This window comes from Bradyrhizobium lablabi, assembly GCF_001440475.1.
Classification (GTDB): domain Bacteria; phylum Pseudomonadota; class Alphaproteobacteria; order Rhizobiales; family Xanthobacteraceae; genus Bradyrhizobium; species Bradyrhizobium lablabi.
In genome coordinates this window covers 2150-20575 of the sequence record NZ_LLYB01000084.1, presented here as the reverse complement: position 1 = coordinate 20575, position 18426 = coordinate 2150, and the positions used below count along the sequence as shown (strand labels likewise).

Sequence of the window (18426 nt, the reverse complement as noted above, 5' to 3'; positions counted from 1 at the left end):
CTCCTCTTCATGAGCCGACGGAAACGTCCGTTAAAAGTCCTGCCGTGATCCAGCCGTGCAGATAGCCCGCGCCGCGGCCCGCGGCGCTGTCGGGATCGTCATAGGTCGCGAGCATTTCGCAGAGCACGCCGAACGGAATGCCGTTCGCGGCTTCATCCCACATCATCGCCTCTTCCGCCGAAAGCTCGCGGAACATCGGCGTGACGTCCTGGCGCCAGATCAAAAGATGCGCGGGCCGCTCAGTCGTGGTTGCGTCCGGCGGTGTTTCGCCGTTCTTGAGCGCGAGCCAGATCGCAGACGCGTTGGTCACGAGGTCGAGCCTGGATGCGCTCGGATGCGGCTGGAATTTCAGGCCCGACCATGCCTCGGGCGCAAAGCCCGCCATGTCGGTCAGTTCGACCACTTTCCCTTCCGCGGCATCGAAGGCGTCGTTGAGCGCCTTTTCCAGTGCGGCGAGATCGGACAGCTCGGGATGCTCGGTGTAGGGCGCAGTCGATTTCAAAAACGCCGGCAGGCCTTGCGAGAACCAGCGCAGGTTCGGGTTCTCGGACGGGCGCGCCTTGACATAGGCGTAGCCCATCTCGTCGAACATATTGTCGCCGAGATAAAGATGCAGCAGCTCGTGGTCTTTGCGCATGGCCTCGACCAGCCGGGAGCCGTAGGCATGGCGATAGACGCCGAACAGCGCCTCGCGTTTCTCCCGCGGACTGTCGAGGATTTCAGCCAGCACCGTATCGTCGCCATCGAGGATGCCGCGCTGGAATGCGGCCTGCTGTCGGGCGAAGTCGCTCATACCGCGCGGCTGCCTGTCGGCAAGATTTGCGCGGCCATCTCGCGGGTTCTGACAACCTCGCGCACGAGTTCGTCGAGCGGCGGAATGTTGTCGTCGCGCTCTATCATGGTCGAGACCCGGCCGAAGCGTTTCAGCGCCGCGGCATAGAGATCCCAGACGTCCTCGCAGACCGGATGGTCGTGGGTGTCGATGATATGGGTGCCCATGTGGCTGTGGCCGGCCATGTGAAACTGCACCACCCGGTCCGCCGGAATGCCGTTGAGGAAGGTCATGGGATCGTAGCCGTGATTGAAGGCGCTGACATAGACGTTGTTGACGTCGAACAGCAGCCAGCATCCGGAGCGGCGCGACAGTTCAGACAGGAACTCCCATTCCGTCATTTCGGAATTATTGAACTGGACGTAGGTCGAGACATTCTCGAGCACGATGGCGCGGCCGAGAAAATCCTGCACCAGTTGCACCCGGCTGACGACATGATCGAGCGCTTCTCTGGTGTAAGGGATCGGCAGCAAATCGTGCAGGTTCTTGCCGTGCACACCGGTCCAGCACAGATGGTCCGACACCCATTTCGGCTCGACGCGCCGGGCGAGATCTTTCAGCGCCTGCAGGTATTCGAAGTTCGGCGGCGCGGTCGAGGCGATCGACATCGACACGCCATGCATCACCACGGGATAACGTTCGCAGATCCGGTCGAGCGTGCGCAGCGGCTGGCCGCCGGGCAGCATGTAGTTTTCGCTGATGACCTCGAACCAGTCGATCGGCGGATTACCGCCCAGGATTTCGTCGTAATGCTGGTGGCGCAGGCCGAGACCAAAACCGAGAAAGGGCGGCTTGGCCGACGTCGCCGGACGGTCTGCAAGCGCGGCCGCAGCGGTATCTGGCAATCTGCTTGCGACGTTCATCTCGTCTCCGCTCGAACGGGAGCCAAACGGGGCGGCGGTACTCACTGCCCCTCAACCTAGCATGGAACCGAGGCCCGGCCTACACCGGGCCTCGACGAGGTCGTGACTAGGACGGCATGAACTTACCCTTGGCGGCGTCGCACTTTTCCTTGGTCATTGCCGAGAAGCCCTGACCCTTGCAGGCGTTCTGGCCCTTGCAGGCGTTCGCGCCGCCCTTGCATGCGCTCTGGCCCTTGCAGGCATTGGCGCCGACGCACTTGCCCTCGCCGGCAGCGTAGGTAACCGTGGACACGGTGGTGCCGGCCAGGAACAGCGTGGCAGCGGCGGCGGCCAGCACGGCGCCGGATTTGGGAGTCATCTTCATTGTATCCTCCATAGGAAATGTGAGGGTGCACCGCCCGCAAGCAGCGACAGTTCCAGCCCACAAACGGCACCCGAAGAGAGCTACGTAGCGGGTCCGGATTTAGTTACACCCGAGGCCGACTTTATTTTAGCCGAAAGGCCGAAACAACGAGGGCCCGGCGATGCCGAGCCCTCGGCGCAGATGATCCGCCGATCAGCTCTTGACGAACTTGGCGCCCATCGCGGCGCAAGCCTTCTCTGATGTCATCGAGAAGCCTGTGCCCTTGCAGGCGTTCTGGCCCTTGCAGGCATTGGCTTGGCCCTTGCAGGCGCTCTGGCCCTTGCAGGCATTGCCGGCCATGCACTTGCCCTGGGCGGCATTTGCAGGCGTCGACACCGTCGACACCACCGAGCCGGCGAGGAACAGCGTGGCGGCGGCAGCGGCGAGCGTCGCACCGGATTTGGAATTCAACTTCATGACGATCTCCTCGATCCTTGTTTGAAGACAACGCGCCGCAAGCATCCGCTGATCGCCCGATCACGGACCCTCACAACGCAAGCGATGTGACGGATGGCAATCGGGCCGCGAGTTGCTTGCCGGAAACCGTCAAGCATCCGTGACCGAGTGCGCATCCGAAAACCAGCTACGGGGCATCAGGCGATTTGGTTACAGAGTTTCAAAAGAAAATTTTCTTTTTTTGCGGTTGGACATCCCGTCCATCTCTAACACCGAGAACTGGAGAGTATTTCGTTGCGCGCTGCGGCGATCTCCGCGAGCGCGTGCCGCGCAGAAAGCGCAGCGCTTCAACGGATTAGGCGTGATGCGCGCGATCGGTTGCATCGCACAACGAACTCGCCTGGCCTATCCGCGCGCCGGCTTCAGCTTCGCCATCTGCGCGACCGTGGCCCGCAACTCCTCGGCATTGAAGGAGGGAAACGAGCAGATCCGGTTGCTGCAGGCGAAGGCCGCGGGCTCGCCGAGATCGGGATATTCGACGTCCGGATTGGGCAGCTTGCCCTCGCGCAGGTCGAGCCATTCCAGCCGCTTGTACCGGGCCGGCAGTGCGCGGGCCAGCGCATGCAGGCTTTTTGCGCGGGCGTCGTCCTTGTGTCCGACGATCGTCATGTGGGTGGGCTCGACCGCGAGTTCTTCGTCGGAAAGCAGAATGCCGGGCAGGGGACGCATCATCGCGCCCGCGGCGCTGGCGAGATAGCGCATCGCATGCGCCGCTTGCTCGCGATAGGCCTCATTGCCGAAGTAGCGATTGAGCAGGTTCATGAATCTGGCGACCTGCACCTGGTCCTCGATCAGCTTTGTGGGCTTGGCGAGCACGCCGGCTTTGCCTTCCGCTGACTTCGAGGTGACGAAGCCGCCGCCCTCATCCCGGAAGGTTGCGACGAAATCGCCGGCCTTCGCGGCTGACGTGAGCCAGTCGCGATTTCCCGTGGAAGCATAAAGATCGAGGAAGGCCTGGCCCATCGCCAGGGTGTCGCCGATGAACGGTCCGCCGCGATCCTTCTCGCCATGACGGAAACCGCCGCCAGGCAGCGCGCGGTTGTCGATCACCCATGTCGCTGCGCGCTCGGCGATCGCCAGAGCTTTGGCATCGTTGGTAACGTTATAGTAGGCCGAAAGCCCCGAGATGGCCCAGCCGTTTTCGCGCGCATACAGGTTCTTGTCGATGCGCGGCATTCCCAGTTTGCGGCGCTCGCCATCCGACAGCGCGTAATATTTGTGTCCGTCGGTCTCGTGATCGAGATCGGCATCCTGACTGACGTAGAACGCGCCGTCAGGGCTGGTCAGGAATTGCGCGAGATAGCGTTCGATGCTGCGCGCGGCGGCAAGGTATTTAGGATCTTTCCACAGCGCGTAGGCCTGGCTGTACTGCCTTAGATACTGCGCCTGGAACGACATGATCTTTTCGAAATGCGCGCGGGTCCAGGAGCCGGCTTCGGAATATTGGTACACGCCGCCCCAGACCGGATCGATCAGCGCAATGGCGGCATCGAGCGTCTGCCTTGCGCGCTTGGCCGCAACAGCGTCGCCAGCCTCGGCGCGGGTGATGGCCAGGTCCATGCTGTCGGCGTCGACGTATTTCTGGTTCTCACCCCAACCGCCAAGTTTTTCCTCATACGACTCGTCGACATTCTTCGTCAGCGCGGCGCGCTGCTCCTTGTCGAGGAAGGCGGAGGTCGATGGCTTCACCTCAAAGGCTTCGCCGACCGACGGTCCGGGCGAGGGATCATCGATGATCGCCTTGAGCAGCGCCTGCATCCGCTCCGGCTCGATATAGCCCCTGATCTTGGCGATCTCGGTGCCGTCGGGCCCGAACACGATGGTCGCCGGCCAGCCCCAGTCGCCATAGCGGCTCGACAGGTCGGGATTTGCGTCCTGGTCGACCCGCACCGGCAGATACTTTTCCGCCAGCAATTCCCTCACCTTGGTATCCGCGTAGGTCGTCTTCTCCATCACGTGGCACCAGTGGCACCACACCGCCTCGAGATCGAGGATGACAAAGCGCTGTTCGGCCTGCGCGCGGCCGAACAGATCGTCGTTCCATTCGCTCCATTTCAGTCCGTCTGCGGCGGGCGAGGGAAACGCGGCAAAGGCTGTGAGGGCGAAGGCGGCAATGCGGACGAATTTCATGGCGGCTCCCGGAAGCTGGTGTTTCGACAGCTACGGGTGCCGAAAAATCCCGGCTCAGCATTCCGTCCGTCTCACGGGATTGTGAGATCAGGTCGATTTCTCGCGATGGCCGGTGGCGTTCACCAGCAGCCGGTCCAGCGACGCCGCACCGGGTCCCGCGATCGCAAGCCACATGAAGATGGCGAAGTAGGCGGCTTCCTCGAAGCCCAGCAACGTTTCCAGCGAGTCGATGTCACCCCACTTCGCCGACCTGATGGCGACGACCATGACCACCGCCAGCATCGCGGCCGGGATGCGCGTGAACAGGCCGAGGATCAGCATCGCGCCGCCAAAGCATTCGACGCTGGATACAAACGGCGTGAGAATAGTCGGGAACGGAATGCCCCAGCCGGCAAAATTCTCGGTAACCTGCGTCAGATTATTGAGTTTGCCCCAGCCGGCCAGCATGAAGGTGTAGCCGACGATCAGCCGCGCGATCAACGGCCCGGCCCAGGAAAAATACGATGCGATCTGCGCGGGCAGCAGGATGAGAAGATTGACGATGAAATGCATGCGAACCCCTCTTTAAGTACCTGGGCGACGTGAGGCTGCGCTGCTGCCTCTTCAAAATCCAGCGCGCGGGAAAGCCGCGACTGTGAAGGCGGCAATCTGGCCGTGACGGGAATTTCGCAAGTACCCACCCGCTTGTTACGCGGGCCTCAGCCGAAATTTTGCAGCGCCGGGAAGGTTTCCAATAGCCAGATGCTGATGCTGGAGACGGCGCCGGTCAGGAAGCCGATGCCGGTGATCACCATCAGAACGCCCATGGCCTGCTCGACCTTGCCGAGATGCCGCTTCATGCGTGCAAACAGCGAGGAGAACTGCTCGATCATGAAGGCCGCCAGCAGGAACGGGATTCCGAGCCCGGCGGAATAGACCGCCAGCAGCCCCGCGCCCTTGGTGACGGTGGCCTCGGCCGCTGCGATCGACAGGATCGCCGCCAGGATGGGGCCGATGCAGGGCGTCCAGCCGAACGCGAAGGCCAGCCCCATGGCATAGGCGCCCCACAGGCCGACCGGCTTCGGCATTTCCATTCGTCCCTCGCGCATCAACAGCCCGATCCGGGTCAGGCCGAGGAAATGCAGGCCCATGATGATGATCACGATGCCGGCGAGGATCGAGAGCTCTGCCGACCAGGCGCGGATCAGCCCGCCGATCAGGGAGGCGCTGGCGCCAAGCGCCACGAACACGGTGGAGAAGCCCAGCACGAACATCAGCGCCGCGGCCATCACCGCGCGCTTGGAGGCCTGCGCCGTCTCGGCATTGGCGACCTGCTCGATGGTCGCGCCGGTCAGATAGATCAGATAGGGCGGCACCAAAGGCAGCACGCAGGGGGACAGGAAGCTGACGAGACCGGCAATCAGGGCCGCCGGGATGGAAACATCGTGCATTGCATGACCTTCGAGAATTGCCGCAAGGCATAGCGCCGTCTTGGCATGTACGGAACAGCCAATCGATAAGTTTCGTCTTCATTACGGCTCAACTGCGGTCACAGAGCCGTGTCCGAAGGCCCGAAATGGCCTCGGTCGCGAAACAGACGTTGCTATGATTCCGTATTGCGGTAATCAGACCCACTCACGGGACCATCGCATGCGCCTCGGCGTCCGCACCGCCATTTCCGCCCTCGTGCTGACGTCCATCGCCGTCAGCGCCGCCGGCGTGCATTTGCTGTGGTGGCGTACCGCCCACCAGGTCAGCCAAACCCTGGCCAACACCATCAACGACCAGATCGTCTCCGCGGTTGGCGACGAACTGCAGTCGGTCACGACCGAGGCGCGCTCGTCCATGCTGGCGGTGCGCACGCTTCTTGCGGAAAAAGTGTTCGACCCCCGCGATGCCCGGAAACGCGAAGTCGTATTCCGGTCGCAATTGCTGTCGCAGCCGACCATCTCCTGGGTGGCGTTCGGATGGCCGGACGGCTCGTTCTTTGCCGGGCACAAGCTCGGTAACAACGTCATCGAAATGCTCGAGATCACTCCCGACCGCAATTTGCGCATCAATCGCTACGAATTCGTCGGCGACGATCTCAAGCTCAAGGCAAGCTGGTTTGAAGACACCGACTATTCCGTGACGGAGCAGCAATGGTTTCGGGTCGTCAGGGAGACCAACGACGAACACTGGTCGACGCTGACGACGCATCCGCGCGGCGAGCGGCTGGCGGCGGCTTTCTCGGCGCCGGTCGAGATCGACAAGAAGCCGGCCGGCGTCGCCGCCATCATCATCGAGCTGACCCGCGTCTCGAATTTCCTGTCGCAGCTCACGGTCGGCAAATCGGCGGGCGCCTTCATTCTCGAACGGGATGGCAAGGTGGTGGCCTCGCCCGATCCCGATGCCAGCGAACTGGTGGAGCTGAAGACCGATCATCCGCTGTTTCCGGTCGCGGTCGAGGCGATCAAAAACGCCGGCAGCGCCTATGAGCCCGGCGAGGGGCAGCCGTTCAATACGACGGTGAAGCGGGACGGCAAGGCCTATCAGGCGGTCATTACGCCGATCTCGTTTCCGGGCTGGTCGCTGGTGACGGTGGTGCCGGAATCCGAATTTCTCGGGCCGGTGCAGATGACGATCCGGAACCTGGTGATCGGGCTTGCGGTCCTGATCGTCCTTGCCGGGCTGTTGTCGGCCTGGCTTGCCCAGCGCCTGATCGCGGCTCCCCTGATCAAGGTGGTCAACGAGATCAGGCATGTCGAACGCTTCGACCTCGACAAGGTGCAGCGGCATCCGTCGCGATTGACCGAGATCGGCAATCTTTCCGGCGCGATCGGCGACATGGCGCAGGGGCTTGCCGCGTTCCGCAAATACATTCCCGCCGACCTCGTCAAGCGGCTGATCAGCGACGGCAACGGCGCACGGCTCGGGGGCGCAGTGCGGCCGATGAGCGTGATGTTCATCGATCTTGCCGGCTTCACCGGCATGTCGGAACGCCTCGGCGACCGCATCATCCCGCTATTGTCGCGCTATTTCGATTGCGTCTCGGCGCAGATTCAAAACCAGAGCGGCACCATCGACAAATTCATCGGTGACGCCGTGATGGCGTTCTGGGGCGCGCCGTCGCCCAATCCCGATCATGCCGTCGATTGCTGCCGCGCCGCGCTGGCGTGCCGGCGTGCGGTGGAAGAGGCCGGTCTTGTCGACGATCATAGCCAGCGCATCAGGATCCGCATCGGCATCAACTCCGGCGACATGCTGGTCGGCAACATCGGATCGGAAGTGCGGCTGAACTACACCGTGATCGGCGACGCCGTGAATATTGCAAGCCGCCTCGAAAGCACCAACAAGGCGTACGGCTCCACGATCATCATCGGCCCCGAAACGCGAAGGCTCGCCGGGAGCAGCATCGTGGTCCGCGAGCTCGACCGGCTGGCGGTCTATGGCCGCGCGGGTGGACTGCAGATCTATGAGTTGCTTGGGATGGCCGGCGAGTTCGACGGTGAGCTCGGCTGGGTAACTTCCTATGAAGCCGGCCTCGCTGCCTGGCGCGCGGGCGACTTCGCAGCCGCGATCAATGGCTTTGAAAAGGTGCTGGAGGTCCGCAAGGACGATGCGGCGTCATCCCTGATGATTGAGCGCTGCCGGCAGCAACTCGAAAATCCCGCCGGGGAGAATTGGGACGGTACGACGGTCGCGCGGACGAAGTAGGGGGCACGTAGTGTCATCTGCAGGCGCGCTCTTGCGCAGCGCTTCCGTTTGGTCATAGAATTTACCCAGAAGGTTAAATTGTGCGGCCGCAGCAAGCAACCGCGGCGCATGAAGATCGCCTCTAAAAACGAACCCGGAAAAAGGGTTTGAAAAAACAAGCTTGGGAGAGAACGCCATGAAGAGCGGGTCCATCAGCCGGCGCAGGCTTTTGCAATCGTCCACGGCCGTCGCGGCGGGGGTGATGCTGTCGCCGGCCATTATCGGGCGGGCGCAGGCCGCCACGATGAAGATGAAATGCTCATCGTCGCTTCCCAACGATCCCAAATATGCCAACGGCCGCGTCTATTACGACAATCTGGTGAAGCACCTGAAGGGGAATGGGCTCGGCGAGCAGATCGAGGTCACGTTCTTTCCCGACAACCAGTTGGGTCAGGAAATCGACGTCATCAATTCGGTGAAGCTCGGCGTCATCGACCTGATGCTGTCGGGATCGTCGATCTCGGCCAATCTGGTTCCGCTCGTCGGCGCGTTCGATCTCGGTTATCTCTTCACCAGCTTTCCGCAGCAGACCAAGGCATTCGAGGCCGGCGCCGCCAAGCCGGTGGAGGAAGCGCTTTTGAAGGGCGGCAACATCCGCATCATCTCCTGGGCGTATAATTTCGGCTCGCGCAGCGTGCTGGCGAAGAAACCGGTGAAGGGGCCGGACGATCTCGCCGGCCTCAAGATCAGGACGCTGCCGAACCCTGTCATCACCGAGTGCCTTCGCCTGATGGGCGCCGCGGCGACGCCGCTGGCGTTCGGGGAAATCTACACGGCGCTGCAGGCTGGCGTGCTCGACGGGCTCGAGCATGATCCGCCGACCATCCTGGCCAGCAAGTTCTACGAGACGTCGAAACACTACGCGCTGACCCAGCATAATTTCTCGCCGCTCGCGACCTATTTCAGCGAGACCACGTTCAAGCGGATGGACCCCAAGCTGCGCGAGGGGTTTCTCGACGCGGCGCAGAAGGCGGCCGCCGATACCCGCACGCATGGTCTCGAGATGGAGAAGGAAGCGCTGAAGAATCTGGCGGACAAGGGCGTCACCATCGTCGAATGCGACAAGGACGCGTTCCGCAAGCGCGTCCTGCCGCAGACCGACAATTTCATCAAGGCTCGCCCGGAGGCGAAGCCGGTGGTCGACATGATCCGCGCGACGCAGGCGTGAGGATTTAGACCATGTCAGTCGCCGCGCCCTCGCTCAGTAGCGGCGGTTTCCGGATCACGGCTTCGCTGCTCGCCGTGAGCGACGCCGTTGCTGCGATCCTGCTCGCTGCCGACCTCCTGGTCGTCTGCGTTTCCGTGTTGCTGCGCTTCCTGTTCAATGCACCGGTCGAATGGGCCGACGACGTCGCGCGTGGCCTGATGGTGGGATCGAGCTTCTTCGGCGCCGCCAGCGCGCTGGCCCGCGCCGAAAATCTCGGCGTTGCGTTCTTCATCGACATGCTGCCGTCGGATGTCCGCCGCGTCGTCGATTCCATCGGCGCTTTGCTGGTGACGATCATCTCCGCCTATGTCGCCTTCAACGCCATCCACATGGGCTGGCTGACCACGGGGCAGACCTCCGGCTCCGGCCTGCCGCTGGAGTGGACGTTCTACCCGATGGGCGGCGGTGCGCTGTTCATGACGGTGTTCGCGCTGGAGATTTTCCTGGGCCGCCCCGTTCGCGACATGATCGCTGGGATTCTCGCAACCGGCCTGATCGTCGCCTTTTATCTCGGGTGGGATTTCCTGGCGCCCGATACGGTGCCCTCGTCGGGCACGCTGATGCTGATTGGCTTCTTCATCACGCTGTTCGGCGGACTGCCGATCGGGTTTGCGCTGGCGCTGGCGGCGCTGATCTTCATCTGGGTCGAGGGCACGCTGCCCTGCGTCATCTTCGCCCAGCAGATGGCGCGGGGCATCGACAATTTCGTGCTGCTGGCGATCCCGTTCTTTATTCTCGTCGGCTACCTGATGGAAGCCAACGGCATGTCGGTGCGGCTGATCGAGCTGTTGCAGCGGGCGGTGGGGCGGATGCGCGGCGGGCTCAACGTGGTCATGGTGATGTCGATGGTGCTGTTCTCGGGCATCTCCGGCTCCAAGATGGCCGACGTCGCCGCGGTGGGCTCAGTGCTGATCCCGGCCGCGCGCCGGTCGAAGCAAAACCCGGGCGGCGCAGTGGCGTTGCTGGCCGCGTCCGCGGTCATGGCGGAAGCCATTCCGCCCTGCATCAACCTGATCATCCTCGGCTTCGTCGCCAATTTGTCGATCGGCGGATTGTTCGTTGCGGGCCTCTTGCCGGCGGGGCTGATGGCGCTGGCGCTGATCGTGCTGTCCATCATCCTCGGCAAACGTCCCGAACCAGCGGATGAGGCCGAGCCGCGGCCGCCGGTGTCGGGCCTGTGGAGCGGTGCGCTCGCCTCGTTCGGGCTGATCTTCATGATCTTCTTCGGCTTCAAGAGCGGCTTTGCGACCGCCACCGAAATCTCGGCCTTCGCCGTGGTCTATGCTCTCGTCGTCGGCGCCATCGTGTTCCGCGAACTCAGTTTCAAGACGGCGGCGCACAGTTTCGTACAATCGGCGACGCGCTCGGGGCTGGTGTTGTTCATCGTTGCCGCCGCGCAATCGCTGGCGTTCGTTCTGACGCTGCAGCAGGTGCCGCATGCGGTGGGCGACCTCATGCTGGCGCTATCAGGATCGCACGGCGTCTGGCTGTTCATGCTGCTCTCGATCGTAGTGCTGATCGTGATGGGTTCGGTGCTGGAAGGTGCGGCGGCGCTCATCATCTTCGGGCCACTGTTGATGCCGGTTGCGGTCAAGCTCGGCATCGATCCCCTGCATTTCGGCGTCGTGCTGGTGGTTGCGATGGGCATCGGCCTGTTCGCGCCGCCGCTGGGCTTAGGCCTCTACGGCGCCTGCCTGATCGGCAACGTGCCGATCGAGCAGACCGTCAAGCCGATCATGGGCTATCTCGGCCTGCTGCTGCTCTGCCTGTTGGTGATCGCGTTCGTGCCCGCGATCAGTACGGCGCTGCCGCGGGCCTTCGGGTATTGAGATGAAAGTCCTGCTGACTCATACGCCGCAGTCCCGCGCGCAGTATTACGGCGAGCGCAGCCTTGCCGGGCTGCAGGCCATCGCAGAGGTCAAGCTGCATGAAGCAAACGACGCGCTCGATGCCGCCGGCCTGATCGGGGCCGCGCGCGATGTCGATATTATCGTGGCAGACCGCCTCACGGCGGGGCCGGGCGAGATATTTCCGCAACTGCCGAACTTGCGCGCCTTCGTTCGCTGCGCCGTCGATATCCGCAACATCGATGTCGATGCAGCTTCCGCCTCCGGCATCCTCGTCACGCGCGCCGGACCCGGCTTCGTCCAGTCGGTCGCCGAACTCGCGCTCGGCTTCATGGTCGACCTGTCGCGCGGCATGTCACGCGCCACGGCCGATTACCATGCTGCGCGCAAGCCCGAAATCATCATGGGCCGGCAACTGGCGGGCAGCCGGCTCGGCATCATCGGCTACGGCAGCATCGGCCGTTACCTCGCCGACATCGCCAAGGTGCTGGGCATGGAAGTCCTGGTCGCCGATCCCTTTGCGACCGTCAGCGATGCCGCCATCCGGCACGCGCCGCTCGACGATCTGCTGGCGCGCGCCGACTACGTCGTCTGCCTCGCGGTCGCCAACGAGCAAACCGAAAACCTGATCGGGCAGGCGGCGCTGGCGCGCATGCAGAGGCACGCCTTCTTCATCAATTTGTCGCGCGGCAATCTCGTCGATGAGACGGCGTTATCCGCGGCGCTGCGCGAAAACCGCATCGCCGGCGCCGCCATGGATGTCGGCCGCGCGCTGGACCAGATGCCGTCGCCGGAGCTCGCAAAACTGCCGAACGTCATCGCCACCCCGCACATCGGCGGCCTGACGCCGCCGGCGATCGAATACCAGTCGCTGGAAACGGTGCGGCAGGTCGAGAAGATTATCGCGGGTGAAATTCCGATCGGCGCGATCAATGCCGATCATTGGAAGCGCCGTCCTTGACCTCCGAAACCGCGGATGCCAGCGTGATGTTGTCAGGACGATCCGCAATAACGCGGTTCGAAATGGTAATGCGGTGATGCGTCTTCCCTTCTTCTACGGCTGGCTGATTGTTGTGGTGACGTTTGTCACCATGGCGATCGGTGTCAATGCGCGGACGGCGTTCTCGCTGTTCTATCCGCCGATCATCGGCGAGTTCGGATGGGATCGCGGCGTCACCGCGGGCGCGTTTTCGTTCGGCTTTGTGGCTTCCGGCGTCGCCAGTCCGCTGATCGGCCGCATGATGGATCGCCTCGGTCCGCGTGCGGTGATGGAACTTGGTGTCGCTCTGATGGGTGGCGGGATGTTGCTGGCGCCGCTGACGACGCAGCCTTGGCATCTCTATCTGACGCTCGGCGTGATGGTCGGTGCGGGCAGCGTCTGCCTCGGCTATTCCGGCCAGTCGTTCTTCCTGCCGAACTGGTTCATCCGCCGCCGGGGCCTCGCCATCGGCATTGCTTTTGCCGGCGTCGGCATCGGTTCGGTGACCTTGCTGCCCTGGGTGCAGCATGCGATCGAGCAGACCGGCTGGCGTGCCGCCTGCACCGCGATGGGAATTCTGATCTTTGCGGTGCTGGCACCGATCAATCTCTTGCTGCACAAGCGGCCCGAGGATATCGGGCTATTGCCGGACGGCGACGCCGCGCTGTCGGCAACATCGGCCGCACCGGTCTCGAACGTCGTCGATCCCGTCTGGGCCGGCACCGACTGGACACTGCGCCGCGCGCTGCGCACCGCGCGTTTCTGGTGGATCTCGATCGGTTATTTCTCGGGCCTGTATATCTGGTACGCGGTGCAGGTCCACCAGACCAAATACCTGCTCGACATCGGCTTCAGCGCCAACGTGGCGGTGTGGGCGCTCGGCGTCGTCAGCCTTCTCGGGATTCCCGGCCAGATCTGGCTCGGGCATCTCTCCGACCGCATCGGGCGCGAATGGATCTGGGCCATCAGCTGCGCCGGCTTTGCGATCTGCTTTGCGGCACTGATCGCGTTGAAATTCGCGCCGGTGTTGCCGCTGGTCTATCTCATGATCTTCACCCAGGGCGCGCTCGGCTATGGCCTGACCTCGATCATGGGCGCGGTGGTGCTGGAAATCTTTCAGGGTAAGCAATATGGCAGCATCTTCGGCACCATCATGCTGGCGGCGCTGGCCGGTGGCGCTGCGGGCCCGTGGGCGACGGGGTTGCTCTACGATCTATCAGGCAGCTACACGCTCGCCTTTGCCATCGGCATTGCCGTCAGCATCCTGTCGGCGGTGGCGATATGGCAGGCATCGCCGGGCAAGGTGAGGGCGGTCGCGGGACAAATGCACAAGCTGCCGGTCAGGAGCGGCGCGGGCTAGCGGGATGAGGGACTCATCGCGGACGCGCTTCGATGTCGAAGGTCTTTCGCAGCACTTCCGCGCCGTCTCGGGTCACGCGGTAGGTCGCGGTGTAGCGGCCAGCGGGCCATGCCGTCTCGGTGCGCTTCTTGCCGGAGAGGATGAGGAACTGCGCCTTGTCGCGATCGAGCGCGGGGACGCTGTTGCCCGCAAGCGACGCGCCATCGGGGCCTTGCACTGCGAGGAATTGCTGGTCGCCGGCCTGCAAGCCGATAACTCTCACATAAGCGACGAGCGCATCCGACGCGGACGTGACGGAATGCTTGCCGATTTCTCCGGACTCGACCAGCTCCATGGTCGGGGCGATGGCGGCAAAGCCGTAATCGATGATTTCGCGGGGCCGGTATTGCATCTGTTCGCCGAGCGAAGCGGCCCAGATCGACCGGCCGCCGCCGCAGGAATTCTCCGTCGCGCCATAGGCAAAGGGGTCCACGACCTGGCCGCGATGCCGCACCGTGAAATGCAGATGGAAGAATTCGGTATCGCCGGATAGTCCGACCAGGCCGATCGGCTGCCCGGTCGTGAGTTGATCGCCGACCTTGACCCGGACGCTGCCCTTGGCCATGTGGCAATATTGCGTGCGCCAGCCGCCCTCATGTTCGATGACCGCGCCGTTGCCGCATTCCTTTCCGGCAATGGCGGCCTTGCCCACGGTGTTGACCGAGACGTCGTCCATGTCGTTTCGCGTGCCGATGACGCGGCCGGGCGCCGCGGCGAGCACCTCTATTCCCTGCCGTTGGATTTCCAGATTCCGGATCCTGATGTCGGTGCCGTCGTGGTCGTCATAGCTGCGTCCGCCGCAGCGGTAATCGCGGGCCTTGTCGGAAGCGTCGTGATCGACATAGTTCTGGACAAAGCAGGTCAGCCCCGGCTGGCAGCGGATGGGCAGCGCGAGCGAAATGACTTCCTCCGCCCTGGCGTTGGGCGCGGCGGCAAAACACAGCGAAATCAGGATCAGGTATTTCAGGCGCGACCATCCGGGTGCAGCAAAGCGACGCGCAGATTGGCGCGCAGAATGTGTCGAATATCCGGTGTCGGCGGTCGCATGCATTCGCGCAAGTTAGCGATTTGCGACGCGTCGCGCGACGCCGTTATTTTCACTCACGCGGCTGAAATTCCCATCGCCCGCTGCAAGTCGCCGATGGCGCGGAAAAAGCTGTCGGGCGCCGTCGTCTCCGGATCGATCAGACGATGCAGGCGAAAACCGTCCTCCAGCGCCAGCACCAGCGCGCCGGCCCATGTCGGGTCGAGAATCGTCTTTCTGCCGCTGTTCCTCGCCGTGGTCTCGATGATGTCGGTGACAAGTTTCCGCCGGGCGCGCAGCCGCTTGGCGAGTTCGGGTCGGCGCTTTTCGGCGCGCGCCACGAACAGGATCATTTCCATGTGGAGCAGGGGAGAGCGGCCGAGCGGATCCTGCGCGCTGCGGTTCATGCTCTTCAACGCATCGAGGAAATCGGCGAGAGTCTTGTGCTGCTCGAGCAGATCGCGGATGCGTCCGATCGATTGCTCGACGTGATCCTCAAGCATGGCGATGATCAGTTCGTCCTTGCTCTTGAAGTTCGAATAGAACGCTCCGCGCGTGAAGCCGGCCGCCGCCGCGATCGTCTCGATGCTGGCGCCGCCGATGCCCTGTTCCTCGAATACGCGCGCCGCCGCCTCGAACAGCTTGTCGCGGGTATCGTCCCTTGTGGGCCTGGTGCGCACTCTTGACATCTGGCCAGTTTAGGCGAGAATGCAACTCAATACAACAATGTATCGAATTTCGATCGATCGGCCGGGGGAAGACGCGCTGAACCGCGCACAGCCAGCATGAGGTCACCATGAACGAGCATGTTCAGACTGCCAGTAGCGCGCCGTTGTTCAATCCGCTGGCTCCGGAATTCATCCGCAACCCCTATCCCCATTACGAGCGGATGCGCACCACCGACCCGGTACATCTGACGTCGTTCGGGACGTATGTGGCAAGCCGCCACGCCGAGGTCAGCCTCGTCATGCGCGACAAGCGGTTCGGCAAGGACTACGTCGAGCGCACCATCCGCCGCTACGGTCCGAAGATCATGGACGAGCCGGTGTTCCGCAGCATGAGCCACTGGATGCTGCAGCAGGATCCGCCGGACCACACCCGCCTGCGCGGGCTGGTGGTGAAGGCCTTCACGGCGCGCCGGGTCGAGGACATGCGGCCGCGCATCCAGCAGATCGTTGACGAGACGCTCGATCGCATCATCCCGCAGGGCAGGATGGACCTGATCGAGGATTTTGCATTCCGTCTGCCAGTCACCATCATCTGCGACATGCTCGGGATTCCCGAAGAGCATCGCGAGGCGTTTTATACCGGTTCGCGTGATGGCGGGCGGCTGCTCGATCCGGTGCCGCTCTCGCCCGAGGAGATCCAGCAGGGCAACGCCGGCAACGTGATGGCGGCGATGTATTTCCAGCAACTGTTCGAGCTCAGGCGCAAGAATCCGGGTGACGACCTGACCTCGCAACTGGTGCACGCCGAGGAGGACGGCAGCAAGCTCACCAATGAGGAACTGACCGCCAACATCATCCTCTTGTTCGGCGCCGGCCACGAGACCACCGTCAATTTGATCGGCAACGGCCTGCTGGCGCTGCACCGCAATCCCGATCAGCTCGCGCTGCTCAAGGCCCGGCCCGAGCTGATCACCAACGCCATCGAGGAATTCCTGCGCTACGATTCATCGGTGCAACTCACCGGGCGGGTGGCGCTGGAAGACATCGACGATCTCGGCGGACGACGCATTCCGAAGGGCGAGACCGTGCTGTGCCTGCTCGGCTCCGCCAACCACGACCCTGCGGTCTACCCTGACCACCCGGAGCGGCTGGATATCACCCGGCCCAATGTGAAGCCGCTGTCCTTTGGCGGCGGCATCCATTTCTGCCTCGGGGCTCAATTGGCGCGGATCGAGGCCGAGATCGCGATTTCGACCCTGCTGCGCCGGCTGCCGGACCTGCGGCTCGATGACGCTGTCAATGCGGAATGGCGGCCGACCTTCGTGCTGCGCGGCCTGAAGCGCCTGCCGGCAAGCTGGTAACGCCCGGGCTCCGGCCGGAGCCGGGGCAAGGGCTCCTGTCAGTATGGCTCCTGTCAGTATGACGCTGTGACTTCGCCATACTTCTCTCTATATTCCGGGCTGCCCCGGCGCCGGTTCCGGCATGACGCGCAGCCGGCGCCGGGGCGGTTCAAGGGGAATCACCGTGCAGACGACACTGCTCGGCCTGGCAATCGCCTTCATCATTGCGCTGATTGCCGCGCTGGTCGGGCCGTATTTCATCGACTGGAGCCAGTTCCGGCCGCAATTCGAGGCTGAGGCGACGCGGATCATCGGCGCGCCGGTCCGCGTCGGCGGCAAGCTCGACGCGCGCCTGCTGCCGGCGCCGTCGCTGCAGCTGCACTCGGTCGCGGTCGGCGGCGCCAACGATCTCGGCAAGGTTCGCGCCGACAAGCTCGACGTGGAATTCAGCCTGGGCTCGCTGATGCGCGGCGAGGTGCGGGCCACCGAGCTGACCATCAACCGCATGTCGCTCGATCTCGGCCTCGATGCGAAGGGGCGGATCGACTGGCCGGCGACGACCGGGACCGTCAATCTGGGCTCGCTGGCGATCGACCGGCTCAATCTCACCGGCCGCATCGCCCTGCATGATGCCGCGAGCCGCTCTACGCTCGAGCTGAACGACATCGCCTTCAGCGGCGACGTCCGCTCGCTGGCCGGCGCGATCCGCGGCGACGGCAATTTCATGCTGTCCGGCACCCGCTATCCGTTCCGGATCTCGTCGGGGCAGGGGCCCGACGGCAACGGCACCCGCGTTCATCTCAACATCGATCCGGGCCAGCGTTCGCTCGCCATCGATCTCGACGGCCTGCTGAACTTCGATTCCCGCGCGCCGCGGTTCGAAGGCGCGATAACGCTGGTCGCTCCTCCCGGCCAGAAGGGCAAGGGCAACGACCCACCGTGGCGTATCGCTGCAAAGGTCAAGTCCGACCATTCGGCGGCGCGGCTGGAACAGGTCGAGGTGACCTATGGCGCCGACGAGCGCGCGCTGAAGCTTGCGGGCAGCGGCGACGTCCGTTTCGGTGCGGCGCCGCTATTGCGTGCGGCGCTGTCGGCGCGTCAGCTCGATGCCGACAGGTTCGTTACCAGGGAAAGTGCAAAGGACAACGCCGCCGAGCCGGCTCGCGCGTTGCCGGCGCTGCGGGCTCTCACGTCAGTCGTTCCGCATTTGCCGATATCAACGCAAATCGAACTCGCTTCCGAACAGGTCATCCTCGGCGGGCGCCCGCTGCAGGACATCGCGGCCGAGCTCGAAAGCGATGCCAATACCTGGCGCGTCCACAGGCTGGAGTTTCGCGCGCCCGGCGCGACCAAGGTCTCGCTCAGCGACGCAGGCGTGAAGAGCGCTGCGCCGGACCAGTTCAAGGCCACGCTCAGTATCGATTCCTCCGATCCCGAGGCGCTGTTGACCTGGCTGCAGGGCCGCGGCGACGGCGCCTTTCGCAGCCAGAAGCCGCTTCGCCTGCGTGGCGATCTCACCGTGGCGCCGGAAGGCTTTGCCATCGACACCATGAAGGCCGACATC

16 protein-coding genes are annotated in these 18426 nt (G+C 63.6%); 7 read left to right on the top strand and 9 right to left on the bottom strand.

Annotation, left to right across the window (positions count from 1 at the left end; translation table 11 throughout):
* Nucleotides 1–7: 7 nt before the first annotated feature.
* The 7 genes from CQ14_RS23540 to CQ14_RS23510 form a co-directional block, all read right to left on the bottom strand.
* The gene (locus CQ14_RS23540; RefSeq protein ID WP_057860223.1) at nucleotides 8–793 is read right to left on the bottom strand and encodes an HvfC/BufC N-terminal domain-containing protein; all 786 of its coding nucleotides are present in this window, start codon (nucleotides 791–793) and stop codon (nucleotides 8–10) included.
* Complete coding sequence (bufB, locus tag CQ14_RS23535) at nucleotides 790–1695, bottom strand: MNIO family bufferin maturase (protein ID WP_082650005.1); 906 nt, start codon at nucleotides 1693–1695, stop codon at nucleotides 790–792. The genes CQ14_RS23540 and bufB overlap by 4 nt, the downstream gene beginning before the upstream one ends.
* Nucleotides 1696–1801: 106 nt before the next feature.
* Nucleotides 1802–2059 (bottom strand): BufA2 family periplasmic bufferin-type metallophore, encoded by a 258-nt coding sequence (gene bufA2, locus CQ14_RS23530; RefSeq protein ID WP_057860235.1) that lies wholly within the window; start codon nucleotides 2057–2059, stop codon nucleotides 1802–1804.
* Between the two features lie 192 nt (nucleotides 2060–2251).
* Nucleotides 2252–2515, bottom strand: a complete 264-nt coding sequence (gene bufA2 / locus CQ14_RS23525; protein WP_057860234.1) for a BufA2 family periplasmic bufferin-type metallophore — start codon at nucleotides 2513–2515, stop codon at nucleotides 2252–2254.
* A 384-nt stretch (nucleotides 2516–2899) separates the two neighbouring features.
* A complete protein-coding gene (locus CQ14_RS23520) occupies nucleotides 2900–4684 on the bottom strand; it encodes a DUF255 domain-containing protein (RefSeq protein WP_057860222.1) in 1785 nt (594 codons plus the stop codon).
* Between the two features lie 87 nt (nucleotides 4685–4771).
* Nucleotides 4772–5236: a DoxX family protein gene (locus CQ14_RS23515; RefSeq protein ID WP_057860221.1), complete on the bottom strand. Its 465-nt coding sequence runs from the start codon at nucleotides 5234–5236 to the stop codon at nucleotides 4772–4774.
* Between the two features lie 146 nt (nucleotides 5237–5382).
* On the bottom strand, nucleotides 5383–6114 hold the full coding sequence (locus tag CQ14_RS23510) for a cytochrome c biogenesis CcdA family protein (protein WP_057860220.1): 732 nt from the start codon (nucleotides 6112–6114) through the stop codon (nucleotides 5383–5385).
* Between the two features lie 199 nt (nucleotides 6115–6313).
* Here CQ14_RS23510 and CQ14_RS23505 point away from each other — a divergent pair, with 199 nt between their 5' ends.
* From CQ14_RS23505 to CQ14_RS23485, 5 genes are all read left to right on the top strand, one after another.
* Nucleotides 6314–8359 (top strand): adenylate/guanylate cyclase domain-containing protein, encoded by a 2046-nt coding sequence (locus CQ14_RS23505; RefSeq protein WP_245320467.1) that lies wholly within the window; start codon nucleotides 6314–6316, stop codon nucleotides 8357–8359.
* Nucleotides 8360–8534: 175 nt separating this feature from the next.
* Nucleotides 8535–9566, top strand: coding sequence for a TRAP transporter substrate-binding protein (locus CQ14_RS23500; protein WP_057860218.1), 1032 nt, complete (start codon nucleotides 8535–8537; stop codon nucleotides 9564–9566).
* Between the two features lie 11 nt (nucleotides 9567–9577).
* The gene (locus tag CQ14_RS23495) at nucleotides 9578–11434 is read left to right on the top strand and encodes a TRAP transporter large permease (RefSeq protein ID WP_057860217.1); all 1857 of its coding nucleotides are present in this window, start codon (nucleotides 9578–9580) and stop codon (nucleotides 11432–11434) included.
* Nucleotide 11435: 1 nt separating this feature from the next.
* Complete coding sequence (locus tag CQ14_RS23490; RefSeq protein ID WP_057860216.1) at nucleotides 11436–12413, top strand: hydroxyacid dehydrogenase; 978 nt, start codon at nucleotides 11436–11438, stop codon at nucleotides 12411–12413.
* A gap of 76 nt (nucleotides 12414–12489) precedes the next feature.
* Nucleotides 12490–13791: an MFS transporter gene (locus tag CQ14_RS23485; RefSeq protein WP_057860215.1), complete on the top strand. Its 1302-nt coding sequence runs from the start codon at nucleotides 12490–12492 to the stop codon at nucleotides 13789–13791.
* Between the two features lie 13 nt (nucleotides 13792–13804).
* Here the strand turns inward: CQ14_RS23485 and CQ14_RS23480 are convergent, their stop codons facing one another.
* Together CQ14_RS23480 and CQ14_RS23475 are read right to left on the bottom strand one after the other, a co-directional pair.
* Nucleotides 13805–14881 (bottom strand): M23 family metallopeptidase, encoded by a 1077-nt coding sequence (locus tag CQ14_RS23480; RefSeq protein WP_082650004.1) that lies wholly within the window; start codon nucleotides 14879–14881, stop codon nucleotides 13805–13807.
* Between the two features lie 50 nt (nucleotides 14882–14931).
* Complete coding sequence (locus CQ14_RS23475) at nucleotides 14932–15543, bottom strand: TetR/AcrR family transcriptional regulator (protein ID WP_057860214.1); 612 nt, start codon at nucleotides 15541–15543, stop codon at nucleotides 14932–14934.
* A gap of 107 nt (nucleotides 15544–15650) precedes the next feature.
* Here CQ14_RS23475 and CQ14_RS23470 point away from each other — a divergent pair, with 107 nt between their 5' ends.
* Both CQ14_RS23470 and CQ14_RS46655 read left to right on the top strand, forming a co-directional pair.
* Nucleotides 15651–16883: a cytochrome P450 gene (locus CQ14_RS23470; protein WP_057860213.1), complete on the top strand. Its 1233-nt coding sequence runs from the start codon at nucleotides 15651–15653 to the stop codon at nucleotides 16881–16883.
* A 163-nt stretch (nucleotides 16884–17046) separates the two neighbouring features.
* Nucleotides 17047–18426, top strand: a 1380-nt coding sequence (locus tag CQ14_RS46655; RefSeq protein WP_245320466.1) for an AsmA family protein, incomplete at its 3' end; no start/stop codon positions are given.